18 protein-coding genes and 1 riboswitch are annotated in these 17,502 nt (G+C 36.6%); of the genes, 5 read left to right on the top strand and 13 right to left on the bottom strand.

The window, feature by feature from the left end:
- Window positions 1–29: 29 nt before the first annotated feature.
- From NSQ69_RS01890 to NSQ69_RS01845, 10 genes are all read right to left on the bottom strand, one after another.
- Window positions 30–353: a DMT family transporter gene (locus NSQ69_RS01890; protein ID WP_000263259.1), complete on the bottom strand. Its 324-nt coding sequence runs from the start codon at window positions 351–353 to the stop codon at window positions 30–32.
- A 47-nt stretch (window positions 354–400) separates the two neighbouring features.
- On the bottom strand, window positions 401–1,852 hold the full coding sequence (gene gabD, locus NSQ69_RS01885) for an NADP-dependent succinate-semialdehyde dehydrogenase (RefSeq protein WP_002091321.1): 1,452 nt from the start codon (window positions 1,850–1,852) through the stop codon (window positions 401–403).
- The gene (locus NSQ69_RS01880; protein ID WP_002167042.1) at window positions 1,845–3,212 is read right to left on the bottom strand and encodes a sigma-54 interaction domain-containing protein; all 1,368 of its coding nucleotides are present in this window, start codon (window positions 3,210–3,212) and stop codon (window positions 1,845–1,847) included. The genes gabD and NSQ69_RS01880 overlap by 8 nt, the downstream gene beginning before the upstream one ends.
- A gap of 306 nt (window positions 3,213–3,518) precedes the next feature.
- A complete protein-coding gene (gabT, locus tag NSQ69_RS01875; protein WP_002124901.1) occupies window positions 3,519–4,883 on the bottom strand; it encodes a 4-aminobutyrate--2-oxoglutarate transaminase in 1,365 nt (454 codons plus the stop codon).
- 155 nt (window positions 4,884–5,038) lie between these two features.
- On the bottom strand, window positions 5,039–5,785 hold the full coding sequence (locus tag NSQ69_RS01870; RefSeq protein ID WP_002010052.1) for an HAD family hydrolase: 747 nt from the start codon (window positions 5,783–5,785) through the stop codon (window positions 5,039–5,041).
- A gap of 194 nt (window positions 5,786–5,979) precedes the next feature.
- On the bottom strand, window positions 5,980–6,885 hold the full coding sequence (locus NSQ69_RS01865; RefSeq protein ID WP_002010051.1) for a diacylglycerol kinase: 906 nt from the start codon (window positions 6,883–6,885) through the stop codon (window positions 5,980–5,982).
- 559 nt (window positions 6,886–7,444) lie between these two features.
- A complete protein-coding gene (gene gatB, locus NSQ69_RS01860) occupies window positions 7,445–8,872 on the bottom strand; it encodes an Asp-tRNA(Asn)/Glu-tRNA(Gln) amidotransferase subunit GatB (protein WP_002010050.1) in 1,428 nt (475 codons plus the stop codon).
- 14 nt (window positions 8,873–8,886) lie between these two features.
- Entirely contained in the window at window positions 8,887–10,344 is a 1,458-nt protein-coding gene (gatA, locus tag NSQ69_RS01855) for an Asp-tRNA(Asn)/Glu-tRNA(Gln) amidotransferase subunit GatA (RefSeq protein ID WP_002010048.1), read from the bottom strand.
- A 14-nt stretch (window positions 10,345–10,358) separates the two neighbouring features.
- Window positions 10,359–10,649 carry an Asp-tRNA(Asn)/Glu-tRNA(Gln) amidotransferase subunit GatC gene (gene gatC / locus NSQ69_RS01850; RefSeq protein ID WP_000086999.1) on the bottom strand — a complete coding sequence of 97 codons (291 nt, stop codon included), beginning with the start codon at window positions 10,647–10,649 and terminating at the stop codon, window positions 10,359–10,361.
- A 141-nt stretch (window positions 10,650–10,790) separates the two neighbouring features.
- Window positions 10,791–11,027 (bottom strand): YiaA/YiaB family inner membrane protein, encoded by a 237-nt coding sequence (locus NSQ69_RS01845; protein ID WP_002029490.1) that lies wholly within the window; start codon window positions 11,025–11,027, stop codon window positions 10,791–10,793.
- A 230-nt stretch (window positions 11,028–11,257) separates the two neighbouring features.
- Here NSQ69_RS01845 and NSQ69_RS01840 point away from each other — a divergent pair, with 230 nt between their 5' ends.
- The 4 genes from NSQ69_RS01840 to NSQ69_RS01825 all read left to right on the top strand — a co-directional run bounded on the left by NSQ69_RS01840 (window position 11,258) and on the right by NSQ69_RS01825 (window position 13,728).
- Window positions 11,258–11,740: a MarR family winged helix-turn-helix transcriptional regulator gene (locus NSQ69_RS01840; RefSeq protein ID WP_000942491.1), complete on the top strand. Its 483-nt coding sequence runs from the start codon at window positions 11,258–11,260 to the stop codon at window positions 11,738–11,740.
- A gap of 76 nt (window positions 11,741–11,816) precedes the next feature.
- Window positions 11,817–12,998, top strand: a complete 1,182-nt coding sequence (locus tag NSQ69_RS01835; protein WP_263894470.1) for an ArsA family ATPase — start codon at window positions 11,817–11,819, stop codon at window positions 12,996–12,998.
- Window positions 12,991–13,182: a DUF3926 domain-containing protein gene (locus NSQ69_RS01830; protein WP_002091335.1), complete on the top strand. Its 192-nt coding sequence runs from the start codon at window positions 12,991–12,993 to the stop codon at window positions 13,180–13,182. Before NSQ69_RS01835 ends, NSQ69_RS01830 begins: the two co-directional genes overlap by 8 nt.
- Window positions 13,183–13,245: 63 nt before the next feature.
- A complete protein-coding gene (locus tag NSQ69_RS01825) occupies window positions 13,246–13,728 on the top strand; it encodes an HXXEE domain-containing protein (RefSeq protein WP_002091337.1) in 483 nt (160 codons plus the stop codon).
- Window positions 13,729–13,895: 167 nt separating this feature from the next.
- Here the strand turns inward: NSQ69_RS01825 and NSQ69_RS01820 are convergent, their stop codons facing one another.
- Genes NSQ69_RS01820 through NSQ69_RS01810 form a run of 3 tightly spaced genes read right to left on the bottom strand, consistent with a single transcriptional unit; the run spans window position 13,896 to window position 16,446 of the window.
- Entirely contained in the window at window positions 13,896–14,750 is an 855-nt protein-coding gene (locus tag NSQ69_RS01820) for a MetQ/NlpA family ABC transporter substrate-binding protein (RefSeq protein WP_002029488.1), read from the bottom strand.
- Window positions 14,751–14,771: 21 nt separating this feature from the next.
- Window positions 14,772–15,437 carry a methionine ABC transporter permease gene (locus NSQ69_RS01815; protein WP_002091343.1) on the bottom strand — a complete coding sequence of 222 codons (666 nt, stop codon included), beginning with the start codon at window positions 15,435–15,437 and terminating at the stop codon, window positions 14,772–14,774.
- Window positions 15,427–16,446 carry a methionine ABC transporter ATP-binding protein gene (locus NSQ69_RS01810; RefSeq protein WP_002010037.1) on the bottom strand — a complete coding sequence of 340 codons (1,020 nt, stop codon included), beginning with the start codon at window positions 16,444–16,446 and terminating at the stop codon, window positions 15,427–15,429. Before NSQ69_RS01810 ends, NSQ69_RS01815 begins: the two co-directional genes overlap by 11 nt.
- Window positions 16,447–16,571: 125 nt before the next feature.
- A riboswitch (SAM riboswitch) is annotated at window positions 16,572–16,677 on the bottom strand.
- Window positions 16,678–16,918: 241 nt separating this feature from the next.
- On the opposite strand from NSQ69_RS01810, the gene NSQ69_RS01805 reads away from it, so the two are divergent.
- A complete protein-coding gene (locus tag NSQ69_RS01805) occupies window positions 16,919–17,464 on the top strand; it encodes a cysteine hydrolase family protein (protein WP_002091344.1) in 546 nt (181 codons plus the stop codon).
- Window positions 17,465–17,502 lie beyond the last annotated feature (38 nt).

Here is a 17,502-nt window from a genome sequence, read left to right as displayed (position 1 = left end):
GGCTATCTTCCACGCCGGAAGATAGCCTTTTATGATGCCGATGACACTTTCAGTCCAATTACTCCTAAAACAATAAAGAGAATACAAAATGCTTGGAATAAATTAATATGCTCTTTAAAAAAGTACACACTAATGATTGTAATAAGTAGCGTTCCCACACCAGACCAAATTGCATAAGCAATACTTAAATGAATCTTTTTAACAACGATAGCAAACACGCTGAAACAAATTCCATAGAATACGAAAATAAGTACACTTGGAACAAGCTTTGTTAAACCGTTCGATAACTTCATCGCAATCGTTCCAGCTACTTCAAAAATAATTGTTACGAGTAATAATAGCCAATATACCATACTAGAATCTCCTTCTCTGTTACCTTATAGAGATTCTAGTATACTACTTATAGTCCTAACGAAATATATTTAATTTCTAAATATTCCTCGATACCGAAATGGCCTCCTTCACGGCCGATACCACTTTCTTTAAAGCCTCCAAATGGTGCTTGTGCAACTGATGGAAGGCCATCGTTTAAGCCGATAATTCCGTACTCTAACGCTTCACTAATTTGGAATGCTTGGCTAATATCTTTTGTGAAAATATAAGCAGCCAAGCCATATGGTGTATTATTTGCTCGTTCGATTACTTCTTCAACTGTTTTAAATTTCGCAACTGGTGCAACCGGTCCAAATGTTTCTTCATTCATACAAAGCATCGTGTCATTTGCCAATCCAATTACTGTTGGCTGAATGAAATAACCATCTAACTCTGCAAATTTATGGCCACCGTATAAAACTTCTCCGCCCTTTTGAATTGCATCTTCAATATGTTCTTGTACTTTCGAAACTGCATTCGCATCAATAAGTGGACCTACAGTTGTTCCTTCGCCGAATCCATCTCCGACTTTAAGCTGCTCTACAGCTGTTGTGAACTTCCCTGCAAATTCTTCATACACTTCTTCTTGAACAAAGATGCGGTTTGTACATATACACGTTTGTCCTGCGTTACGGAATTTCGAACCAATTACCGCTTCTACCGCCTTATCTAAATCAGCATCATTCATAACAATAAATGGAGCGTGACCACCTAATTCAAGCGAAACCTTTTTCATCGTTTGCGCAGCGCTAGCCATTAATTCTTTTCCAATTTCAGTTGATCCTGTAAAGGAAACTTTTCGAACGCGCTCATCTTCCATCCACGTATCAGCAATTGCTTTTGCACTACCTGTTACAATATTTATTACACCTTTTGGAATATCTGCTTCATGTGCTAATTCAACTAACTTCAATGCAGTTAATGGCGTTTGACTCGCTGGTTTCACAACTGCCGTACAGCCTGCTGCAAGTGCTGGAGCTACCTTTCTCGTAATCATAGCAGCCGGGAAATTCCAAGGCGTAATAGCTGCCATAACCCCAACTGGTTGCTTCATAACTAAAATACGCTTATTCGGATGAGAAGCAGGAATCATTTCACCGTATATTCGCTTTCCTTCTTCTGCGTACCATTCAACAAAACTATTTGCATAATTCACTTCACCAAGTGCTTCTGCAAACGGCTTCCCTTGCTCTCTCGTCATGATTGCTGCAATTTCTTCTTTATTTTCATCAATGAGCGTGAACCATTTTTTTAACTTTACTGCGCGATCCGCTGCCGTTAATTTTGACCATAATTTAAAAGCCTCATGTGCAGCATCAACTGCTTGCTTTGCCTCTGTAATCCCGCCCTTTGGTACAGTTGCAAATACTTCCTTTGTCGCTGGATTATTCACTTCGATTTGTTCTTGCAGTGTAATCCACTCACCATTTATATACATCGCTTTTTTCTCTAAGTTTACGAACGTCGCTTTTTTATCCAATGTTTTCTTCCTCCTCTATGAACTTCTTAATCTTCCTAGTAGCAGCAGATTGACTTATTTGTAAAAACTCAGCCACTTTATAACTTGATCCATACGTTTTATACGCTTTAAGAATAATATTTCGCTCTACCTCTTCCAGCATTCTATAAAGACTTTGTCCGGATTGTTCAACTGTGGCCTCTTGCATAGATAGTGGCAAATCTTCTACCATTACAAAATCATCTGCAGTGATAACAATTCGTTCAATTACATTTTCAATCTCTCTATTATTTCCTTCCCAAGGGTACCCTACAAACATTTGTAACGTACTAGGAGCTAACTTTACATCCCGTCCGTACTTTTTATTAAAATGCTGTAAATAATGATAGATGAGCGGCAAAATGTCTTCTGTTCTCTCCCGAAGTGGTGGAATTGAAATTGGAATGACATTCAGACGATAGTATAAATCTTTCCGGAATGTTCCTTGTTTCACCATCGTACTTAAATCTCTATTTGTTGCCGCTACAATTCTAACGTCCACCTTTTTTAATTCTCTTCCGCCTATAGGACGAAACGTTTTTTCTTGCAATACTTGCAAAAGCTTCGCTTGAATTTCAAGCGGCATTTCACCAATTTCATCTAAGAAAAGGGTTCCTTTATGCGCTGATTCTAATAGCCCTTTTTTCCCTTCACGATTTGCACCTGTAAAAGACCCACCTGAATATCCAAAAAGCTCAGATTCGATTAAATTCGTCGGCAATGCCGCACAATTAATTTCATAGAAACTTTCATTCTTCCGGTGACTCACTTCATGCAAATGGCGTACTAATCGGCTTTTCCCCACTCCAGTCTCACCTAATACGAGAACAGTACTATCTACTACTGATACTTTTTTTATTGTTTCGATTATTTTTTGCATAGCGATACTTTTAAAAATAAGTCCTTCGTGTTCATATGTTTCTCTTAATTCTTTTTTATATGTTTTTAACTGATTATCCATTTCCTCTACCTTTTGACGTAATTGATAGAGTTCTGTAAGATCACGAGAATAACTAATCACTCTTCTTAAATTTCCCTCATCATCAAAAACAGGCCTTGTACGAACATGCAAATACTCTCCTGATTTCGTTGTTTGAACAAGTTCAACTGGCCTTTTCTTTTCAATTACTTCTAACGTTGCAGACGGATAAAAAATCCCTTCTTTTTGTAGTTCTTTTACATGCTTTCCTACTAATTCCTTAGCAGAGAGCTGGTAATGTCTTTCACACATGCTATTTACACGTACAACGATTCCTTTATCATCCGTAACAAAAATTTCGTCAAATGCATATTCAAATACATCTTGTAAATCCATCAACACTCGTTCCTTTTCTGCAACCATCCTAGCCACCCCTTACTTTAAATCCATCGATTCACTTCACTACCTTTATTATAAAGTGAATTTTCTGCATTTTATATAGAGTAAGCTAGAATGTTTTCAATTTGTTATTTATACAAATCTATTTATATTTTTCAACACATAATTCGCTGCCTTGAAAAATACAGAATACCATCGCAACCACACCCTCACTTTGTTTTAGCTTGGCATGGGGCAGGAAAAGGGGCTGATCGATTCTATATATGACCAGATGCTCTCTTCCGCCTAAAAAGAAAAGCTTTATGCCCTTTTTTAAGTTATCCCAATTCTTTAAACACGAGCGATATTTGCTTGCTCATAACAAGCTTGCAATGATTCTTCAATTATTGTTAAACCTTCCTCAAGTTGCTCATCTGTAATCACTAATGGCATTAAAACACGAATAACATTTCCATATGTTCCTGCTGATAGTAGAAGTAATCCATGCTTATTTGCTTCTGCACATAAATTAGACGCTAGTGTTTTATCAGGCGCTTTCGTCTTGCGATCTTGAACGAGCTCGAATGCACACATTGCCCCTAAGCCGCGCACATCACCGATGCAATTATATTTGTTTTTCATCTCTTGGAATCGGTTCATTACGACTTTCCCTACTTCTATCGCTCTATCATTTAATTTCTCTTTTTCTATTACATCAAGCACAGCTAATGCAGCCGCACATCCTAGTGGGCTTCCTGCATATGTTCCGCCCAGTTCTCCCGGTGCAGACTCATTCATAATTTCTTTACGCCCAATGACACCACTTATCGGTACACCAGCACCTAATGATTTAGATACCGTAATTAAGTCTGGAACGACATCATAATGATCAATTGCAAAGTATTTTCCGGTACGACTAAAGCCTGTTTGAATTTCATCAGCTACAAATAAAATACCGTGCTCTGAACAAATGCTGCGTACTTCTTGAACGAATTTCTTACTTGGAACGATAAATCCGCCTTCCCCTTGAACAGGTTCCATTACAACTGCTGCAATTGTTTCTGGTGCTACTTCTGATATGAAGAAGTTCTTAAACTCTTCAATGATAAAATCATCATACTGCTCTTCTGTTAACCCTTCTGGGCGACGGTATTCATATGGGAATGGCGCTTTATATACTTCTGGAGCAAATGGGCCAAATCCAAATTTATATGGTTTTACTTTACTTGTCATCGTCATTGTCATTAATGTACGCCCATGAAATCCTTTAGAAAATGCGATAATTCCAGGTCTCTTCGTATATTTACGAGCAATCTTCACTGCATTTTCAACCGCTTCTGCCCCACTATTTAAAAACAGCACTTGTTTATCGAAATTACCTGGCGCTAATGCGGCCAGCTTTTCTGCCAATTCAATATATGGCTCATACATCATCACATTAAATCCAGTATGAATATATTGATCTACTTGTTTATGAAGCGCTTCTTTAACGGCTGGATGACAGTGTCCTACATTAATTGTCCCAATTGCTCCTGCGAAATCAATGTACTGATTTCCATCCACATCTGTTACGAGTGCACCATTTGCAGACTGTACAAATGTTGGAATCCCATTACTTACTCCTTTTGGTACTATATTTTGGCGGCGTTCTAATAAAGACGCTGCTTTCGGTCCTGGAATTTGTTCATTTACTTTAGCAAATTTTTTTGTGTTCACTGTGTACCCCATCCTTTTCTATACAATGTTTTCTCTTTATATTGCAAGATGCATGCCAACTTCCTCTTTCTAGTATTCATCCCATTCTCTTACTATCTCGGCATAAAAAAATAAGTCTATAAAGACTCATATAGAGTCTTTATAGACTTATTCATTTATACATTAGACTTTCCTTGTTCCCAAATAAACTCACCTGAATGAGAAATTAAATCTTCAACAGATTGTAATACTAAATCTGCAAGTGGTTCTAACGTTTGACGATCACCCGTACCAGATAGTACGCCAATCGCATAACAGTCGCCACCATTTTTCGCTAAATGTAAATCCGTCGGTGTATCCCCGATGACTGCTACTTCACATGTCTCTAAATTAAATCTCTCACAAAACGATTCTACAATTTTTTTATCTGGCTTCTGTGCTGGAAATGTATCTGAAGCTATAACACAATCAAAAAAAGCTTCCAATTGATATTGCTTTAAAAATAATTCTGTCGGCGCGAAATCATCAGCTGTAACGACACCTAGAATAAACCCTCTATCCTTTAACGCTTGTAAAACTTTCGGTAAATCTGCCGTCATTCTCATATGTGAACGATGCTCGTACATAAGAGCAAACAACTTTTCACTCACCCATTGATGCATCTCTTCTTCTCTAGATGATGCAATATACTTACAAAGCCCCTTGGCCACATCAAGACTCGTTCCAGCAGCGAGCGCACTACGCGGGTGAACAAATGCTCCATCTACGCCAATCTCTTTTAATAAAGCCTGCTGCATTGACTGTGGGAGTTGATATAATTTTATACATTCAGCGACAAGCTCTTCAGCTACTTTTATCCAAATTGAATGAAAATCCATTAATGTCCCGTCTTTATCAAATAATATTGCTTTTACCTTCTCCATAGCATCCTACCTCTCATTTCTTATCTCTTCCAGTGTATCAATAAAATATGGATATAAAATAAACGGATTGTAAAAATACCATAAAAATCAAACTAACTTACAATTTACAATTCATCTGCACATAGAGAAACTTTAATCAGTGGGGGAATCTTATTACTCGCAAATAGTGAGGTGAAAGCAAAAAAAAGATGCCTTTACAGGGCATCCTCTTGATGTTCAGGAACAAATAGTTCCAGACAATGATATATATTTTCAAATTCCATTGGTGCATCTCCGCCATATTCACCATCTAAGTTGATCATTAATTTATCAGGTGAATGCACTTTAATACGATTCGCTTGTGTATATAGTACTTTCGGATTGTTAATATGTTCCCCACGCTGCGCTTGTGTTGCTGCTTTAATTAAATCAGCGATAGAACCTTTTTTCAGTACTAATAAATCAAATAATCCATCGTTAATAGATGCATATGGTGCTACTTTTTCGAATCCACCAACTGAACGAGTATTCGTAATTAAAAACATCGTAATTTCTTCTTGTAGCAACTTCCCATCATACTCAATTTCAACATATGTTGGATGTAATGATGGTAACATTTCGATTCCTTTTAAATAGTAAGCAAGTTGGCCTAATACCGTTTTTAGCTTGCTTGGTACTTCATATGTTAATTCTGTAATACGGCCGCCACCAGCGATATTAATGAAATATGTATCATTTGCTCTACCAAGATCTAACGGTACCGTTGTTCCTTCACAAATAATATCCGCAGCCTCTTCAATAACACGAGGTACACCGATCGCACGCGCAAAATCATTTGTCGTTCCAACTGGAATAATTCCAAACTTTGGACGATGCTCATGTCCTACTAAACCGTTCACTACTTCATTTAACGTACCATCACCACCAGCTGCGATAACAACATCAAACTTACGATCCGCAGCTTGCCTCGCTGCCACAGTCGCATCTCCAGGACCAGTTGTCGCATGACAAGACGCTTCATATCCAGCTTGTTCTAATTTTTGTAATACTTCTGGTAAGCTCTTCTTAAATAGCTCGCGCCCAGAAGTAGGATTATAAATAATTCTTGCTCGCTTCATCATTTATTAGCACAGGAAATTCCTTATTCATTGAAAAACGAATACACCGAACCCTTATTCAGTATCCCTATGCTTACCTCCTCTCATCTTCCTATCCTTCTTTAATTCCGCTCAAACAGGCAGTAAGAACCCGATTCGTGTAGCCCATCAAAAGTAACTATTCACTCCTGATAGTTTTGCTTTATTTAACCAAGAAATTTATCCCGCTATTTGCAGGCAGTAAAACTCCCACTGATTAAAGTTTCACTTTATGTCTATCCATTCTCTCACATCAATTTACATATAATGAATAATAATTATCTATTATTTCATGAGATGAAAAAACTCTCTATGTCTAGATTTATCATTATTCCCACCTTTTTGCAACTATCATACCATAGTTGCTATACAAACATTTTTTCACTTTTGACAGTTAATCAAACGTTTGTTTAAATTATTTTTCACCATTTAAACAAACGTTTGATTAACTCAGAAAAAACACCCAAATACGGGTGTTTTTTCTGTTTAATCTTTAAGAATCTATACTATTTTAGCGTTCAAAAATAAGAATTCTTCTCTTTTTTTAGCGCTTATTAATCTCTTCAAGTAAGATTTTATTAACAAGCGGTGGATTTGCTTGTCCTTTTGTAGCTTTCATAATTTGACCAACTAAGAAGCCAATTGCACGGTCTTTACCGTTTTTAAAGTCTTCAATAGATTGCTCATTATTATCAAGAATTTCTGTTACAACCTTACGAAGTGTTCCTTCGTCAGAAATTTGAACAAGACCTTTCGCTTTAACGATTTCTTCTGGGTCTCCACCTTTTTCAATTAATTCATTAAATACTTTCTTCGCGATTTTAGAAGAAATTGTACCTTTTTCAATTAATTGAACCATTTTAGCTAAGCCAGCTGGCGTTAATGCAACGTCTTTTAATTCTTTTTGTTGTTTGTTTAAGTATGCAAGTACTTCACCCATTAACCAGTTTGATGTTAATTTCGCATCAGCACCGTCTGCAACTGTTGCTTCAAAGAAATCAGACATCTCTTTCGTTAATGTCAATACATGCGCATCATAAGCTGGTAAGCCAACTTCTTCAACATAGCGAGCTTTACGTGCATCTGGAAGTTCTGGAATAGAAGCACGAATTTCTTCTTTCCACTCATCGTCGATGTAAAGTTCAACTAAGTCTGGCTCTGGGAAGTAACGGTAATCGTCAGATCCTTCTTTTATACGCATTAAGATTGTTTTCTTCGTTGCTTCGTCATAACGACGTGTTTCTTGTTGGATGATACCACCAGATAATAATTCTTTTTCTTGGCGCACTTGCTCATGCTCAAGACCTTTTTGCACGTAAGTGAAAGAGTTTAAGTTTTTCAGTTCTGCTTTTGTACCGAACTTCTCTTGTCCAACTGGACGAAGTGAAATATTCGCATCACAACGAAGAGAACCTTCTTCCATCTTACAATCAGATACACCTGTATATTGAATGATTGATTTTAACTTCTCTAAGTACGCATATGCTTCTTCTGGAGTACGCATATCTGGCTCAGATACGATCTCGATTAAAGGCATACCTTGACGGTTGTAGTCTACTAATGAACCGTCAGCTGCATGCGTTGATTTACCAGCATCTTCTTCTAAATGAAGACGTGTAATACCGATACGTTTCTTTTTACCGTCTACTTCGATTTCAATCCAACCATTTTCACCAATTGGCTTATCAAATTGAGAGATTTGGTAAGCTTTCGGATTATCTGGGTAGAAATAGTTTTTACGGTCGAACTTCGTTTCCGTTGCGATTTCACAGTTTAATGCCATTGCAGCTTTCATTGCAAAGTTAACTGCTTCCTTATTTAAAGTAGGAAGTACCCCTGGGTATCCTAAGTCAATTACACTTGTTTGTGTATTTGGCTCCGCTCCGAATTCTGTTGGACTCGCAGAGAAAATTTTCGAATTTGTTTTTAACTCAACGTGAACCTCTAAACCAATAATTGTTTCTAAATTCATCTATGCTCGCCTCCTTACAGACTTGCTTTTTTTGTATGATAGTCTGTTGCTTGCTCAAACGCATGTGCAACGCGGTAAATCGTCGTTTCATCGAAGTGTTTACCAATGATTTGTAGACCAAGTGGCATGTTGTTAGCACCGAATCCACATGGAACAGAAATCGCTGGAACACCCGCTAAGTTTACTGGAATTGTTAAAATGTCATTTGCATACATTGTCATTGGATCGTCCACTTTTTCGCCCACTTTAAATGCTGGAGTTGGCGTTGTTGGTCCAATAATAACATCGTAGTTAGCAAATACATTTTCAAAGTCATTTTTAATTAATGTACGTACTTGTTGTGCTTTTTTGTAATATGCATCATAGTAACCAGAGCTAAGAGCAAATGTACCAAGCATAATACGACGTTTTACTTCATCACCGAAACCTTCGCTACGTGTGTTTTTGTAAAGATCTAATAAGTTATTTACATTATCAGAACGAACACCGTAACGTACGCCATCAAAGCGTGAAAGGTTCGCAGATGCTTCAGAAGAAGATAATAAGTAATACGTTGCTAGAGCGTATTTAGAGTGCGGAAGAGATACTTCCTCCCAAGTTGCGCCCATACCTTCTAATACTTTTAAAGCAGCTAGTACTGACTCACGAGCTTCTTCGCCAACACCTTCGCCTAAGTATTCTTTCGGTACAGCAATACGTAAACCTTTAACATCACCTGTTAAACCAGCTAAGTAGTTTCCTACTTCAACGTTTGCAGAAGTTGCATCCATACGGTCAATACCTGAAATAGCTTGTAATAAGTATGCATTGTCTTCTACTGTACGTGTAATCGGTCCGATTTGGTCAAGTGAAGATGCGAATGCTACTAATCCGTAACGAGATACGCGTCCGTAAGTTGGTTTTAAACCTACAACGCCACAATATGCAGCTGGCTGACGGATAGAACCACCCGTATCAGAACCTAGAGAGAATAATACTTCTCCTGCTGCTACTGCTGCTGCAGAACCACCACTAGATCCGCCTGGAACGTAATCTAAGTTCCATGGATTTTTTGTAGCGTAGAAGCCTGAGTTTTCATTTGAAGAACCCATTGCGAACTCGTCCATATTTAATTTACCGATTGTAACTGTGTCAGCAGCTTTTAGCTTTTGTACAACTGTCGCATCGTAAATTGGATCGAAGTTTGCTAATATTTTGCTCGCACAAGTTGTACGAAGACCGTTAGTTACAATGTTATCTTTTACACCAATTGGCATACCGAATAATAAACCATTATCCTCAGCACCAATCTTTGCATCTAATTCTTTCGCTTTCGCGCGTGCATTTTCTTCATCTAATGTAAGAAAAGCTTTTACGTTATCTTCAACATCCGAAATACGTTTGTAAGATTCTTCTACTAAATCCGTAACGGAAATTTCTTTGTTGTTTAACTTCTTATGTAACTCTGATACAGAATGATCAAATAATGACATCGAAATTCCCTCCTCTATTCTAATACTGCTGGAACACGGATTTGATTATCTTTGTGATCCGGTGCATTTTTTAATACTTCTTCTACTGGTAAACCTTTTTCTGGCACATCTTCACGCATAACATTTTTCATAGTTAATACATGAGTTGTTGGTTTTACATCAGTTGTATCTAATTCATTTAACTGTTCTGCAAATGTAACAATTGCATCTAGTTGTTTTTGAAATTTTTCTGCTTCTTGATCAGTAATTGCAAGACGTGCTAAATGTGCTACGTGCTTTACATTCTCAACGGAAATTCTTGACACGGCTAGGCCACCTCCATAATATATCGTTCAATCTACAATACTATTGATGATACCAAATTTTCAGTACTTCAAGCAAGTCAACACACGGCACTTACGGCATTTTTACATAAAAAAAGAAAGGCAAGTGCCTTTCTTTACAATTTACTCTTTATCTAACGATTTATTTTTCGGAAATCTTTCATTATCTTCCTCATTATCACGAATTGTTTTTTGTAATACAAAACAAGACATCGTTAAAAATAATGTTCCGATTAAATAGTACCCTTTTACACTAAGCGTTTCATCTAACGTGTAAATCCCAATTAGCATTCCTGAAAGCGCACAAACAAATGAAGTCCATGCTAAAAACGTGAACGCTTGCGTATTTCGTCTTCTCATCGTTCTCCCCCTCGTTAGCTGTACACCTATTATAGATAAATATATTTATCACAATGGTTTTTTATGTAAAATCATTTTTCTATTTATTAATCTATCACAAAAAATTTCTATTTTGAAGATAATTTTCTTTCTAATCTGAAAAAACAGTTAAAAACATTGACATTTATTTCAATTCCACATAAAATAAAAACAAATATTACGAACCTCGAAATATACGGGAGTGGAAATAATTGTTACAATATGAACATTTTTTAGACTTACTGCTAGATAACGCCAAGAAACTTTTCTATCCTGAAGAATGGGTAAGTCTTGATTTAACACTTTCCAAGACAGAAGTATTTTGTTTACTTTGGATGGAGCGAAATACGGATATTACAATGACAAAAATTGCTGATCTTCTTGATATACCGATGAGTACAACAACGGGCGTTGTAAATCGCCTTGTAAAAAAGGGATATATTGAACGCTACCGGAATGAAAGCGATCGACGCATTGTATTAATTCGTTTAACAGAAAACGGCGTAATGCTCGTTCAAGAAGTAAAACAAAATGCGGCCCATTACTTTAGCCTAGTGACAGATGCATTGTCAGAAGAAGAAAAAGCATTCTTACTACAAATATTCCAAAAGATCATGAATCACATTGCTACGTCACAGCAAAAAACAGAAGAAAAGGTTTCTACACCTAAAATGAAAAACATTCCGATTGAATAAGACCCTAGTTGGGTTTTTATTCAATTAAATATTTCGACACTCGTAATATTCGATATTCGAAACAAAGGGGATATTAATGATGAGAATTATTCTGTATACAGGTAAAGGCGGCGTTGGAAAAACTAGCATTTCAGCAGCAACAGCAATCCAAAGTGCAAAACAAGGATTAAAAACATTAGTAATGAGTACAGATCCTGCTCATAGTTTAGGGGATTCATTTGGCATAAAACTATCTTCTGAGCCACTAGAAATTCGCGAAAACTTGTGGGCACAAGAAATTAACACTATTTATGAAATGGAAAAAAGCTGGGGGAAATTGCAGAAATATATTACACTACTCTTCACTTCCAAAGCAGCTGATGATATTACAACAGAAGAATTAACGATGTTCCCTGGTATGGAAGATTTAATTAGCTTACTTCGAGTACTCGATTACTATAAACACAACACTTACGACGTCATCATTATTGATTGCGCACCGACTGGAGAAACTTTAGCAATGCTTAGCTTTCCAGACATGCTCGGCTGGTGGATGGAAAAACTCTTTCCTATTAAAAGGAAGATTTTAAAAGTTGTTCGTCCTGTAGCTCAACCACTTCTTGGTGTCCCCCTTCCAACTGATGATATTATGGACGAATTAACGAATACGCTTGAACAACTTGGAGAAATGAGAGATATTTTATCAAACCGAGAAGTAACGAGTATTCGCGTTGTTGTAAATCCTGAAAAAATGGTCATTAAAGAAGCTCAGCGTAGTTTTACTTATTTAAACTTATACGATTATAACGTAGATGCCATTATGATTAACCGCGTCATCCCTAACACTGTTACCGACCCTTACTTTCAGGCATGGAAAGATACACAAAAGAAATATAAGGCGTTAATTAAAGATAGTTTTCAGCCACTTCCTATTTACGAAGCTCCCATGTTTGAACAAGAAGTTGTTGGTTTACCTATGTTAGAGCGTGTAGGAAATGCTTTATTTAAATCAGACCCCTCTCCTACTGAAGTGAAATTTAATGGCCGCACACAATATGTAAAAAAAGATGGCGATGAGTATATTTTCGTACTGTCCATTCCCTTCTCAAACAAAAGTGAACTTTCATTAAATCAAAAAGGTGATGAACTTATTATTCGAGCCGGCTCTATGAAGCGAAATATCACCTTACCAAAAACATTAACACACCTTTCTATTCAAGGAGCTAAGTTTGAAGATGATGTACTAAACATTCGGTTTGGAGGTGTAGTACATGCATGATGAATTACTAAGAAAGGTAATTCGTACAAAAATAAAAATCGGTATGCGTATATTAGAAGAGCTACCGAATCCGATTCAGCAATCAGCTAAGCACGCACTAAATATTTTGCAAGAGGAGCTCTCCTCTTATGCTGAAGAACAACCGCAACCTGAGAGTAATTTAAAAAGCATCATAATTGAATAACTATACCCTTGTAGAAAGCCTTTTCTTATAGGCTTTCTATCCCTTTATTGGAGCTGATATAAGTTGATAAAAACATCTTCAACAAGACATTTCACCACTAATACAATCTGGCTAATCCCCCTTCTATTCTTTTTTCATAACCTTGAAGAAGCTTTCCAAATGCCACAATATATCGCTAATCGATTTTCGATCCATTTTATAACTAACAAACAATTTTTCATTGCAATTTCCATATTAACAACCTTCGTCTTACTCATAGTCATTCTATATCAATTAAGCATCATATCTTCTATTTATTTGATCATTTTTATACAGGGCTGTATCTTCTTTAACGCCGTTCAGCATATTATCTTGTATTTCATTTATCGTTCTTATAATCCAGGAGTAATCTCAGCATCTATCATTATCCTATTTTCTCTTTTCTTATTTTCATCAAAGAAACTATTAATCCCTAAAAAGAAATTAGCAAGTACACTCATTTTTAGTTTAATCTCTTACCCAATCATAATTTGGATTTCCTTATTATTAGCCAGCTGCTTTAATTAAAAAAAGACCAGGAAAACTCCTGGTCCATCACTCTACTTAACAAACATTGGATTCTATGTTATACAAAATTAGAAGGTACAGAATTAGGGTTTTGTTTGTTAAGTAGATTATATGTTGAACGAGCTAACAGCGGAGGGGTTCCTACTGTTAGTCGTTAAACTCAATAATTATTTTACGATTTTTTCAAGCTCATCAAGTGAAAGATCTACTGAAATTGAACCATCATTTGTTTCTTTCTTAATTGCATCTGTTACTTCTTTTGAATGGTATAACTCAATTACTTTTTTCAGTGTTGGATCATTTTTATCTTTCGTACGAGCTGCGAAAATATTAATATAGGCCTTTGCATTTTCATTATTTGGATCTTCTAAGAAAATTGGATCCTTCGCTGGGTCTAATCCAGCTTGACCAGCAACACCGTTATTAATAACTGAAGCCGCTACATCTTTTAACACACGAGGTGTTTGCTGTGCGATAACCGGTGTAACTTTTAGCTTCTTTGGATTTTCAGCGATACCACTTGGATCCCCAAATAGACCAAAATCTTTCTTAAGCTTTAATAATCCAGCTGCATCAAGAAGTTTTAATGCACGTGCTTGGTTCGTTGGATCATTCGGAATAGCAATTTCCGAACCATCTGGGATTTCATTTGCTTTCTTATATTTTTCAGAGTATAAGCCCATCGGTGCAATTTGCGTTGTACCAACAGCTGTAATATCTAACTTATGCTCCTTTTTAAATTGCTCTAAGAAAGCAATGTGCTGGAATGAGTTTAGTTCAATATCTCCATCAGCTAACGCTTTGTTGGGTGTTGTGTAATCAGAGAACTCAACCAGTTTAATTTTAATCCCTTCTTTTTCAGCTTTTTTCTTTAAAATTTCCCAAACGTCTCCATCTGTTCCAGTTACACCGACGCGAACTACTTTCTCTTTCGCTCCTGCACCTGTGTCTCCACCTGAGCAGCCGCTTAATGCTGTAATTCCTACGATCGCTGATAATGCAAATGCTAAAATTTTCTTCATTTTCTTTTCCCCTCTTCCTTTTTATGATCTGCGTAAAAAGACTTTCGCAAAGTAGTTCCCTAAATTTTGAGCCACCTGTACAAGAATAATAAGTAAAACGACCGTTACAAACATAACTGACGTATCAAAGCGTTGATAACCATATGTCATTGCTAAGTCACCAAGACCGCCACCACCGACAAGTCCTGCGACTGCAGAAAATTCAATTAAACCGACCGTCATAAACGTGACACCTAGGATCAATGGTGCTAAAGCTTCTGGTACGAGGATTTCAAAAACAATTCTAAGTGGTGAAGCGCCCATTGCTTGTGCTGCTTCAATTACTCCTTTCGGAACAGAAACAAGATTGGTTTCAACCATTCTAGCAATACCAATTGATGCAACTAACGTCATTGGGAAGATTGCTGCAGCCGTTCCAATCGTCGTTCCAATAACACTTCTTGTTAGTGGGCTTAAAGCTACTAAAAAGATAATGAATGGAACCGGACGAATTGTATTAATTATGATATTAAGAATAGAAAAGACCCATTTATTTTCTAAAAAATTTCCTTTTCTCGTTACATACAACAGTAAACCTAGAGGTATACCGAGAATTGTAGCAAATATAAGGGTTACAATTACCATTAAGAGGGTATCCCCCGTCGCATCTAATATGCGAGGCCAAAATATACTCCAATCAACTCGCATGAGCTTCTACCTCCTTCAGCTGCACTTGCAGTCTTAGATGTTGTAATGCTTTTTGAATTTCTTTCTGTTCACCTTGTAGTTCTACAAGAAGATTTCCAAATAGCACATTTTGGAGTTCAATAATATTTCCATAAAGAACATTTACATCGACGTTATAGTTTTTCGCAATATATGATAGTACAGGCTGCCCTGTCTCTTCCCCAGTAAAAGTCAGGCGATAAATCTGACCTCCGTTTTGAATTTTCGCTAGAACACTTTCTGGTAAGTGATCATTAATAACAGAGCGTACAAAATTTTGAGTTGTCTTTGTTTTTGGTTGTGTGAAAACGTCAAACAGTTTTCCTTCTTCAATTACTTTTCCTTTTTCCATAACGGCTACACGGTGACAAATTTCTTTCACAACGTGCATTTCATGTGTAATAAGTAGAATCGTTAAATTGTACTCTCTATTTACTTTCTTTAATAAATTTAAGATTTCTGTTGTTGTTTCCGGATCTAAAGCTGATGTTGCCTCATCACATATGAGAATATCGGGTGATGTCGCAAGTGCTCTTGCAATCCCAACACGCTGCTTTTGCCCACCTGATAACTGTTCTGGATAATAGTTCGCTTTATCTTCTAAACCAACAAATTTTAGTAGTTCATTCACTCTTTCTTTTATCTCATTCTTTGGCAATTTCGCTAACCTTAATGGATAAGCAATGTTCCCAAACACCGTTCTTGAATTAAATAGATTGAAACTTTGGAAAATCATCCCAATTCTTTGTCTTAGTGTCCGCAATTCTTTCGCCGATAATGATGTAATATCTTTATCATCTATTGAAATTGTTCCTGCAGTTGGTCTTTCTAACATATTTACTAAACGTAATAGCGTACTCTTTCCAGCACCACTAAATCCGATAATGCCAAAAATTTCGCCCTTTTCAACTGACAGCGTTACATCCTCAACCGCATGAACAGATTGCCCACCTGATTCATATACTTTACTTACATTGTTAAAAGAAATCATTTTCTTCCCTCCTATATGCTGTAAAACTTGAAGTAGAGCTTTCGAGGTAAAATAAAAAGTGCTCTCCTCCTTATCAGTAATAAAAGATAAGAAGGAGAGCACTTTTATATGTACTCATTCACATCTTCTCATCTTCCAAGCCTTTATAGGCTTGCTGGAGTTAGCACGGTATTAAAAAAACCCGTTGCTGAGGTATCGTAGGGCCAGTCCCTCCACCTCTCTGGATAAGAGTGTATCGATTTAATTGTCGTTTAATTAAGTCTTATTATAGAACTCAGAATAATGAGAGTCAATACATTTTTCGGAAAAATATTAATTATTTCTCTATTTAAATTTTTAAATAAGAAGTAACAATACAATAGTGATTTTTAAAGTTATGTAAAATCCTTCTCACTCATACTTTTAAAAAGGAGAATCTTCTCTATTCATTGAATAACATTATTTGAATATGAAATCGGAGGAAGATAGATATATGAAAACAGCTCTTTTGCTCGTCGACATTCAAAATGATTATTTTCCAAGCGGAATGATGGAATTACGTAATCCAGTAGAAGCAAGTGAATATGCTAGTCAGCTACTACAACATTTTAGAATAAGAAACGAACCTATTTTTCATATCCAACATGTAGCTATAAAAGATAGCGCTACTTTTTTCCTACCCAATACAGAAGGTGTCCATATTCACGAAAATGTCCGTCCACTTAGAGAGGAAACCGTTATCCTTAAACATTATCCAAATAGCTTCCGAGAAACTGATCTTCTAGAACAATTACAACGTTCAGGAATTGAGCACGTCGTAATATGCGGGATGATGACCCATATGTGTATTGATGCTACAGTAAGAGCTGCTTTTGATTTTGGTCTTCACTGTACCGTAATACACGATGCTTGTGCTACAAAAGATCTTTCATTTAAGAATGCTACTATACCAGCTGTTTATATTCATAATACAATTTTGGCGAGTTTAAATGGAGTATACGCAAATATAATGAGTACAGAAGAGTTTTTAGCGACCTAAAAAAAACACTCCTTTCAGTTAGCAAAGCCGAAAGGAGT

Origin of the sequence: Bacillus sp. FSL R10-2201, assembly GCF_038008665.1 — a bacterium.
In the GTDB taxonomy this organism is placed as follows: Bacteria; Bacillota; Bacilli; order Bacillales; family Bacillaceae_G; genus Bacillus_A; species Bacillus_A mycoides.
The sequence above is the reverse complement of the archived record's forward strand: the minus strand, read 5'-3'. Positions and strand labels throughout refer to the sequence as shown.